The organism is Pseudoalteromonas sp. APC 3495 (genome assembly GCF_030407645.1).
GTDB classification, from domain to species: Bacteria; Pseudomonadota; Gammaproteobacteria; order Enterobacterales; family Alteromonadaceae; genus Pseudoalteromonas; species Pseudoalteromonas tetraodonis.
Genome location: NZ_JASDDA010000076.1, coordinates 1 through 7,827, shown reverse-complemented (window position 1 = coordinate 7,827; position 7,827 = coordinate 1). Strand labels below are relative to the sequence as shown.

At 40.3% G+C, this 7,827-nt stretch carries 7 protein-coding genes; 1 reads left to right on the top strand and 6 read right to left on the bottom strand.

Annotated elements, in window-relative coordinates; all coding sequences use genetic code 11:
• Positions 1-105: 105 nt before the first annotated feature.
• The gene (gene tyrS, locus QL984_RS17985) at positions 106-1,305 is read right to left on the bottom strand and encodes a tyrosine--tRNA ligase (RefSeq protein ID WP_016900619.1); all 1,200 of its coding nucleotides are present in this window, start codon (positions 1,303-1,305) and stop codon (positions 106-108) included.
• 490 nt (positions 1,306-1,795) lie between these two features.
• On the opposite strand from tyrS, the gene QL984_RS17980 reads away from it, so the two are divergent.
• Positions 1,796-3,109: a peptidoglycan DD-metalloendopeptidase family protein gene (locus QL984_RS17980; protein ID WP_013464133.1), complete on the top strand. Its 1,314-nt coding sequence runs from the start codon at positions 1,796-1,798 to the stop codon at positions 3,107-3,109.
• An 81-nt stretch (positions 3,110-3,190) separates the two neighbouring features.
• On the opposite strand, the gene QL984_RS17975 is transcribed toward QL984_RS17980, so the two are convergent.
• From QL984_RS17975 to QL984_RS17955, 5 genes are all read right to left on the bottom strand, one after another.
• Positions 3,191-3,367 (bottom strand): hypothetical protein, encoded by a 177-nt coding sequence (locus tag QL984_RS17975; RefSeq protein WP_013464132.1) that lies wholly within the window; start codon positions 3,365-3,367, stop codon positions 3,191-3,193.
• A gap of 56 nt (positions 3,368-3,423) precedes the next feature.
• A complete protein-coding gene (locus QL984_RS17970) occupies positions 3,424-4,395 on the bottom strand; it encodes an aldo/keto reductase (RefSeq protein WP_016900618.1) in 972 nt (323 codons plus the stop codon).
• A 136-nt stretch (positions 4,396-4,531) separates the two neighbouring features.
• Complete coding sequence (locus tag QL984_RS17965; protein WP_013464130.1) at positions 4,532-5,662, bottom strand: sodium ion-translocating decarboxylase subunit beta; 1,131 nt, start codon at positions 5,660-5,662, stop codon at positions 4,532-4,534.
• 14 nt (positions 5,663-5,676) lie between these two features.
• Complete coding sequence (oadA, locus tag QL984_RS17960; RefSeq protein WP_016900617.1) at positions 5,677-7,458, bottom strand: sodium-extruding oxaloacetate decarboxylase subunit alpha; 1,782 nt, start codon at positions 7,456-7,458, stop codon at positions 5,677-5,679.
• 12 nt (positions 7,459-7,470) lie between these two features.
• Positions 7,471-7,716 (bottom strand): OadG family transporter subunit, encoded by a 246-nt coding sequence (locus QL984_RS17955; RefSeq protein WP_013464128.1) that lies wholly within the window; start codon positions 7,714-7,716, stop codon positions 7,471-7,473.
• Positions 7,717-7,827: the final 111 nt, after the last annotated feature.

Here is a 7,827-nt window from a genome sequence, read left to right as displayed (position 1 = left end):
GGTGATAAGAAAGAAGCCGAATAAGTACCCCTATAAAAGAAAATGCCAGTCAGTTCTTAACTGACTGGCATTAAGCCGTAGCTGGTTTTTATAATGTCCGAAGTTTTAAGCTACGGTGATATTTGCAAATTTGCGTTTACCTACTTGGTAAATTGCCGTTGTGCCTTTTGCAATTTCCAATTTGGTATCTGTAATTTTGTCTTCGCCGTTAAGCTTTACAGCACCTTGTTTGATCATCCTCATGGCCTCTGAGGTACTCGCCACTAAGCCCGCTTCTTTAAGTAAGTTAGCGATTAAAATTGACTCTTCATTAATATTAACTGTCAGCTCAGGGATTTCATCTGGCAAGGCTTTTTTCTGAAAACGCTGAATGAAATCATCATGAGCAGCTTGCGCATCAGCTTCACTGTGAAAACGCGCAATTAGCTCTTTAGCTAATTCAATTTTAATATCGCGCGGGTTAGTACCCTGCTCTACACGCTGTTTTTGCGCTGCAATTTGCTCAATAGAAAGGCTACTTAGCAAATCGTAGTAACGCCACATGAGTACGTCGCTAATTGACATGATTTTACCGAACATATCTGAAGGCGTATCAGTAATACCAATATAATTACCGAGTGACTTCGACATTTTCTGAACGCCGTCAGTTCCCTCAAGTAAAGGCATCATTAATACTGTTTGTGGTTTTTGACCTTCATCTTTTTGCAGCTCACGACCCATTAATAGGTTAAAACGCTGATCGGTGCCCCCTAGCTCAACATCTGACTCTAATGCGACTGAATCCCAGCCTTGCACCAGTGGATACAAAAACTCATGAATCGCAATCGATTGACCGCCAGCATAGCGCTTTTTAAAATCATCACGCTCAAGCATACGCGCCACAGTTTGACGCGCGGCTAATTTTATCATCCCCGCAGCGCCTAATTTCTCCATCCATGTAGAGTTAAAAGCGACGGTTGTTTTAGCCGGGTCTAAAATTTTGAACACCTGCTCTTTATAGGTTTCGGCGTTGGCAAGCACGTCATCACGTGTAAGTGGTTTACGGGTCACATTTTTGCCCGTTGGATCACCAATCATACCGGTAAAATCACCAATTAAAAAAATAACCTCATGACCTAAATCTTGAAAGGTTTTCATTTTATTAATGAGTACAGTGTGACCTAGGTGTAAATCTGGAGCCGTAGGATCAAAACCAGCTTTAATTTTTAGCTTTTTCCCCGACTTTAATTTTTCAACCAACTCATCTTCAATTAATATCTCTTCTGCACCGCGTTTTATCTCTGCTAGAGCGGTTTGTAAATCCACTGTGTGTTACTCCAAAAAATTCTGACAACGAAGGGGTGTAATATGCTCACGGTTTATTGCTAGCGCGTTATCACAAAGCAAATAAAACTATTTAGCTAACATAACAAATTTCCACCTAATTAGAACAACTTTTTTAACTAATCGCAGCACCAACTAAAATGCAGGGTGTACGTTCTAAAAGGGGATATAAACGAGCGATTAATAATACGCCAAAAGTGTTTATCACAAACTAAAAACAGTTTACAAATTAATCACTTTTCGTAATTAAACCGTTTTATAAGCTAATTTAACATTATGATGAAAAAGCAAAGTATCCAAGAATATAAAATAGTGTAACAGTTCAACTTTAAACACAAACAGCCTGAATACCCTATGATTTTAGCCTAATTTAACTCGAGTTTAAATCTACAAAATACTAGTATTCACAGATTATTCGTTATATCCTGCAATATAACCTATTTATTATCTTGACAGCAGAAAAAGGCACGTTATGGTTCACGTGGTTAACACGCTCCCCAAAAAACACAAAATGCTTATTCTAGGTTTGGTTTCTGCTATTGTTGCCTTAGCCTTTCTTCCTTCTGAAAAAGCCACTGCATCCAAAGACAATAGTGAAAACACACTAGAAATTGGTAAGCGCTATGAATTACAAATTAAAGTAGGTGAGAACGAAAAACTCACTGACCTTAATTCAGAGCAGGCAGCACAAAAACTTCCAGAATATGATTTTGTCGATCACCAAGTTAAAAATGGTGACAACTTAGCGATTATTTTTAAGCGCGCTGGTTTTTCTGCGCAAACGCTGCATAAACTTGTAAACACCAACGCTGAAACACGTAAGCTAACTAAAATTCACCCAGGTGAAACGTTAAGCTTTGCTACCGCCGAAGACGGTTCATTAGCTCAATTACGCTACGTTATTTCTAAAACGGATACGCTATTCGTCACACTTAATGACGAAGGCCAATACGACACCTCAATTGACAGCAAAGAAATAGAAACACTGAGCAAAACAGCCGGTGGGGAAATTTCAAGTAGCTTTTGGACCTCTGCAATTGCAGCAGGTTTAAGTGAACGCCAAATCATGAACTTTGCCGATATATTTGGTTGGGACGTCGATTTTGCTAACGACATTCGCAAGGGTGATGAATTTGGCTTAATTTATGAGTCTCATTTTGTTGACGGTGAGTTTATTGGCACCGGTAAAATTATTGCCGCTGAATTTATAAACCAAGGTGAGCGTTACACCGCTATTCGTCACACAGACGGTAACTTTTACACCCCTGAAGGCCGTAGTATGAAAAAAGCCTTTTTGCGTGCGCCTGTTAATTTCAAATATATTAGTTCAAGCTTTAACCCTCGCCGCCTACACCCTGTTACAGGACAAGTGAAAGCACATCGCGGCATTGATTACGCTGCACGCACAGGCACGCCAGTTGTATCATCGGGTAATGGTAAAGTAATTAAAGCAGGCTATAGCAAATATAATGGTAATTACGTATTTATTAGCCATGGTACTCAATATGTTACTAAGTACTTACACCTTAACAAGCGCTTAGTCAGAACAGGGCAAAAGGTAAAACAGGGAGAAAAAATAGGTACTGTTGGCTCAACTGGTCGTGTAACCGGTGCGCATTTACATTATGAGTTTTTGGTTAACGGCGTTCACCGTAACCCTAAAACCGTAAAACTACCTAAGTCTGAACCATTACCTCGTTCAGAGCTTGCTAAATTTAAGCCTATTGCTGATAACTTTATCGCGCAACTAGAGCGTAATCGTGAGCTACAACTAGCACTTAGATAACCACTTCACTGATTAAATAAAAAAGCCTTTGTTGGGGTTACCCGCAAAGGCTTTTTTGTGTGTGATATTTAAGTTTCAATCTTAATTTACAAGTACATAAATTAGCTGCACAACCAAAGATATCATGACTAATGGCCAAATATACTTGCTGTATTTGGTAGCACCCTCTAGCCCCATTTTACTTTGGTACTTTTCTAGCAAAGGAATAATGATCACCAAAGCAATCACTAAGCTAATTAAAATGACAAATATATTCATATCAACACCTTTGTATTATACCAATTCGTTTAAATAATATTGAAACGGGTATTAACTTACGGCAAAGCGCAGCCTTTCGCGCTAATATATAACTCATACCAATGCTCTCGACTTAAGTTAATATTAATTGCATCACTCGATGCCTTAATACGATCTACATTAGTTGTGCCTATAATTGGCTGAATCGATGCAGGATGGCGAAGTAGCCATGCCAATACAATAGCTTCTGCACTTGTGCCATATAAAACGGCAAGCTTACTAACTAAAATACTCGTGTTTACATCCGCTTGTGACGCTTTTGATAGGTCACCGCCTGAGTATAAACCTTGGCACAAACTGCCCCAACTCTGAATTTGAATGTCATGCTCACGACAATACTCAACACACCCTGGGGTAAAGTTAATATCTTTACCATCGGCATTACCTACATAAATGCCCTCATCAACCCACTGATGTTTTTGTAAACTGGCCTCTATTTGATTTGCCACAATTGGCATATCTAAAGCGCGCTGCAAAAACCTTATTTGATGTTGAGACATATTAGAAACTGCAAAATGACGCACTTTGCCACTTTCTTTTAAACAGCTAAATATTTGCGCAACTTCCTCCACCTCCATTAATGGATCGGGGCGATGCAACATAAGCACATCTAAGTAGTCGGTATTTAATCGTTTAAGTGAGCCCTCAACAGAACGCTCAATCCAATCAGCAGAAAAATCATAACGCTGCGGGTTTTTCTCATCAGCAAAGCGAATACCACACTTAGACTGAATATACATTTGTTCTCTGAGCTCAGGACGCTCAGCCAACGCTTTACCAAAAACGTGCTCAGCTTTGCCTAAGGTATAAATATCAGCGTGATCAAAAAAGTTAATCCCGCTTTCAAATGCTGCGTCTATGCATGAATGAGCTTGCTTTAAGTGCCCACTGTTGATGGCGTCTTTATTCCAAGCACCTCCTAAACCCATACAACCAAATACAAGCTTACTAACCTTGGGTAAATATTTTGCCAGCGGAGTGTGTAACATTTGACAGCCCTTTTAAAAAATGAAGAGTGATTACTTTAAACAAAAAACCCTATACAAGAAACCGCTTAATCTAAAACATTAAATTTTAGGCAAAAAAAAGCGCAGTAAACTGCGCTAATGGTTGGATTAAATATTACTAGCCAACAAGTGCTAATAAAATACCTGCAGCAACAGCACTTCCCAGTACGCCAGCTACATTAGGCCCCATGGCATGCATCAGTAAAAAGTTATGCGGGTTATTTTCAAGACCGACTTTATTAACTACACGAGCCGCCATAGGAACAGCCGATACACCCGCTGCACCAATTAATGGATTAATTGGGGTTTTTGAAATTTTATTTAAGCCTTTTGCCATAAATACACCTGAGGCCGTACCAATAGCAAACGCCATTGCGCCCAGCACTAAAATACCAATGGTTTCCACTGTTAAGAACTGCTCGGCAGCAAGCTTAGAGCCTACCGCTAGTCCTAGAAATATGGTGGTTATATTAATAATTTCGTTTTGAGCACTGTTACTTAGCCTATCGACCACACCCGACTCACGCATTAAGTTACCCAAACAAAACATACCAACCAGTGGAATGGCGGCTGGTAAAAAGAGCGCAGTTAAAGTGAGTACCATCAGCGGAAAAATAATTTTTTCCTTTTTTGATACTTTACGCAGTTCTGGCATTTGAATTTTACGTTCTTCAGGCGTTGTAAACGCACGCATGATAGGCGGCTGAATAATAGGAACCAACGCCATGTACGAGTACGCAGCCACTGCTATAGCACCTAATAAATCAGGTGCCAGCTTTGACGCTAAAAAGATAGCGGTTGGCCCATCAGCGCCACCAATAATGGCAATTGCTGACGCATCTTGTAAACTAAACTCAAACCCTGGAATAAAGTTAAGTAAAATAGCCCCAAATAAGGTAGCAAAAATACCAAACTGCGCCGCAGCACCTAATAACAACATACGCGGATTTGCAATTAAGGCACTAAAGTCAGTGAGCGCGCCCACTCCCATAAATATTAATAACGGAAAAATTCCGGTATCAATACCTACATAGTAAACATAATAAAGTAAGCCACCAGGGTCAGATAAGCCCGCCACAGGAATATTAGTTAAAATAGCCCCAAAACCAATGGGCAGTAATAGTAGCGGCTCAAAGTTTTTAACTATAGCTAAAAATAATAACAAACAACCAACGGCAATCATGATCAGCCCAGGAAATGTAAAGTTAGCAATGCCTGTGGCATGCCAGAGGTTTAAAATACCATCCATCCTCTAATTACTCCTTAAGCTAATGCAATCATTGCATCGCCGGTTGACACTGAATCACCTTCAGAGACAAGCACGTCTGCAATTGTACCGGTATGCATGGCGCGTACTTCGGTTTCCATTTTCATGGCTTCCATAATAATCACCACATCACCTTCATTTACTACCTGACCTGGCTTTACTTTAATTTTAAAGATATTACCGGCAAGTGGCGCATTAAGAGTTTCACCTGAAGCAACTGATGCCGACTGTGGAATATGCTCAGAGTCTTTTAGCGTCACCTCTTTAAGCTCACCGCCTTGAGCAACCACGACATCGTATACTTTGCCATCTACTTTAACGCTGTATTGCTCAGCCTTAACGCCTTTATTGTTTGCCGCTGATTTTTCAGGTGCTTTATTGGAGCTATCATCAGCGCTAGGAACAGGTTCAAATGCGTCAGGGTTATTGCGGTTTTTAATAAACTTCAAACCAATTTGTGGGAATAAGGCATACGTGAGCACATCATCAATTTGCTCATCAGCAAGCGTTAAGCCTTGCTCTTGCGCAAGTTTACTTAATTCAGCCTCAAGCGTTTCAAGTTCAGGTTTGATCACATCTGCAGGGCGACAGGTAATTGCTTCGCTGCCATCAAGTACACGCTCTTGTAACTCTTTATTCATAGGAGCAGGTGTTGAACCATACTCACCTTTTAATACGCCAGCGGTTTCTTTGGTGATGGTTTTATAGCGCTCGCCAGTAAGCACATTAAGTACTGCCTGAGTACCAACAATTTGCGAGGTCGGTGTAACTAATGGAATAAAGCCCAAATCCTCACGCACCCGTGGAATTTCAAGTAATACTTCGTTTAGTTTATCAGCAGCGCCTTGCTCTTTAAGCTGATTTTCCATGTTAGTTAACATACCACCTGGCACTTGGGCTAATAAAATTCGGCCATCAACACCTTTTAAACTGCCTTCAAACGCAGCGTACTTTTTACGTACGTCTCTAAAGTAAGCTGCAATTTCTTCAAGGTGGTTTAAATCAAGCCCAGTATCACGCTCAGTACCTTCCACGATTGCAGCAATTGTTTCAGTTGCTGAATGACCATAAGTCATACTCATAGACGATACAGCCGTATCGAGCATATCAATACCGGCATCAATCGCTTTTTGATACGTTGCGGTACTTAAACCCGTTGTTGCATGACATTGCATGGCAATAGGAATTGAAACCGTTTCTTTTAAGCCTTTAATCAGTTTTTCTGCATCGTAAGGCTTAAGCAATCCCGCCATATCTTTAATACAAATTGAATGACAACCTAATTCTTCAAGCTGCTTAGCAAGTGTTAGCCACATATCCAATGTGTGTACTGGGCTTACCGTGTAAGAAATCGTACCTTGGGCATGCGCGCCTACTTTAACCGCCGCTTTTATGGCAGTTTCTAAGTTACGTACATCATTCATGGCATCAAAAATACGAAATACGTCTACGCCATTTTTGTGTGCGCGCTCAACAAACTTTTCAACAACATCATCAGCATAATGGCGATACCCCAATAAGTTTTGACCGCGAAGTAACATTTGCTGGGGTGTATTTGGCATCGCCTTTTTAAGCGCGCGAATACGCTCCCACGGATCTTCGCCTAAATAACGAATACATGAGTCAAAGGTAGCCCCACCCCAAGACTCTATAGACCAATAACCTGCGTCATCAATTTTTTTTGCAATAGGTAACATGTCGTCTAATCGCATGCGGGTAGCTAAAAGCGACTGATGTGCGTCTCGAAGTACGAGTTCTGTTATTTTTAATTTAGCCATTGGTATGCTCCTCTAATTATTATTTGTTTTGTACTGAGCAATGGCAGCACTAATTGCAGCGATGTGCTCATTTGGCACACCTTGAGATTTAAAAGATGGTGTTCTCTGTGATACTTCAAGTTCTGGCTGAGAAAATTTGCTAGCCAGCTTAGACATAACTGTCACTGCACCAATCAATAAAGAAAGAAATACAAACACCCCCACCATACCGGTTAGCATTAAATTGCCTGCAGTTGTGAGCAAAGCCCCTATATCCATAATTCTCCCCTGTTCAAAACTGAATACATAAAAAGTCAGTTTATTTAAATAAATATTCACCAATAGTAACAAAAACTATTCTTTTGTCTACACATTGTAAATTGGTAAAAC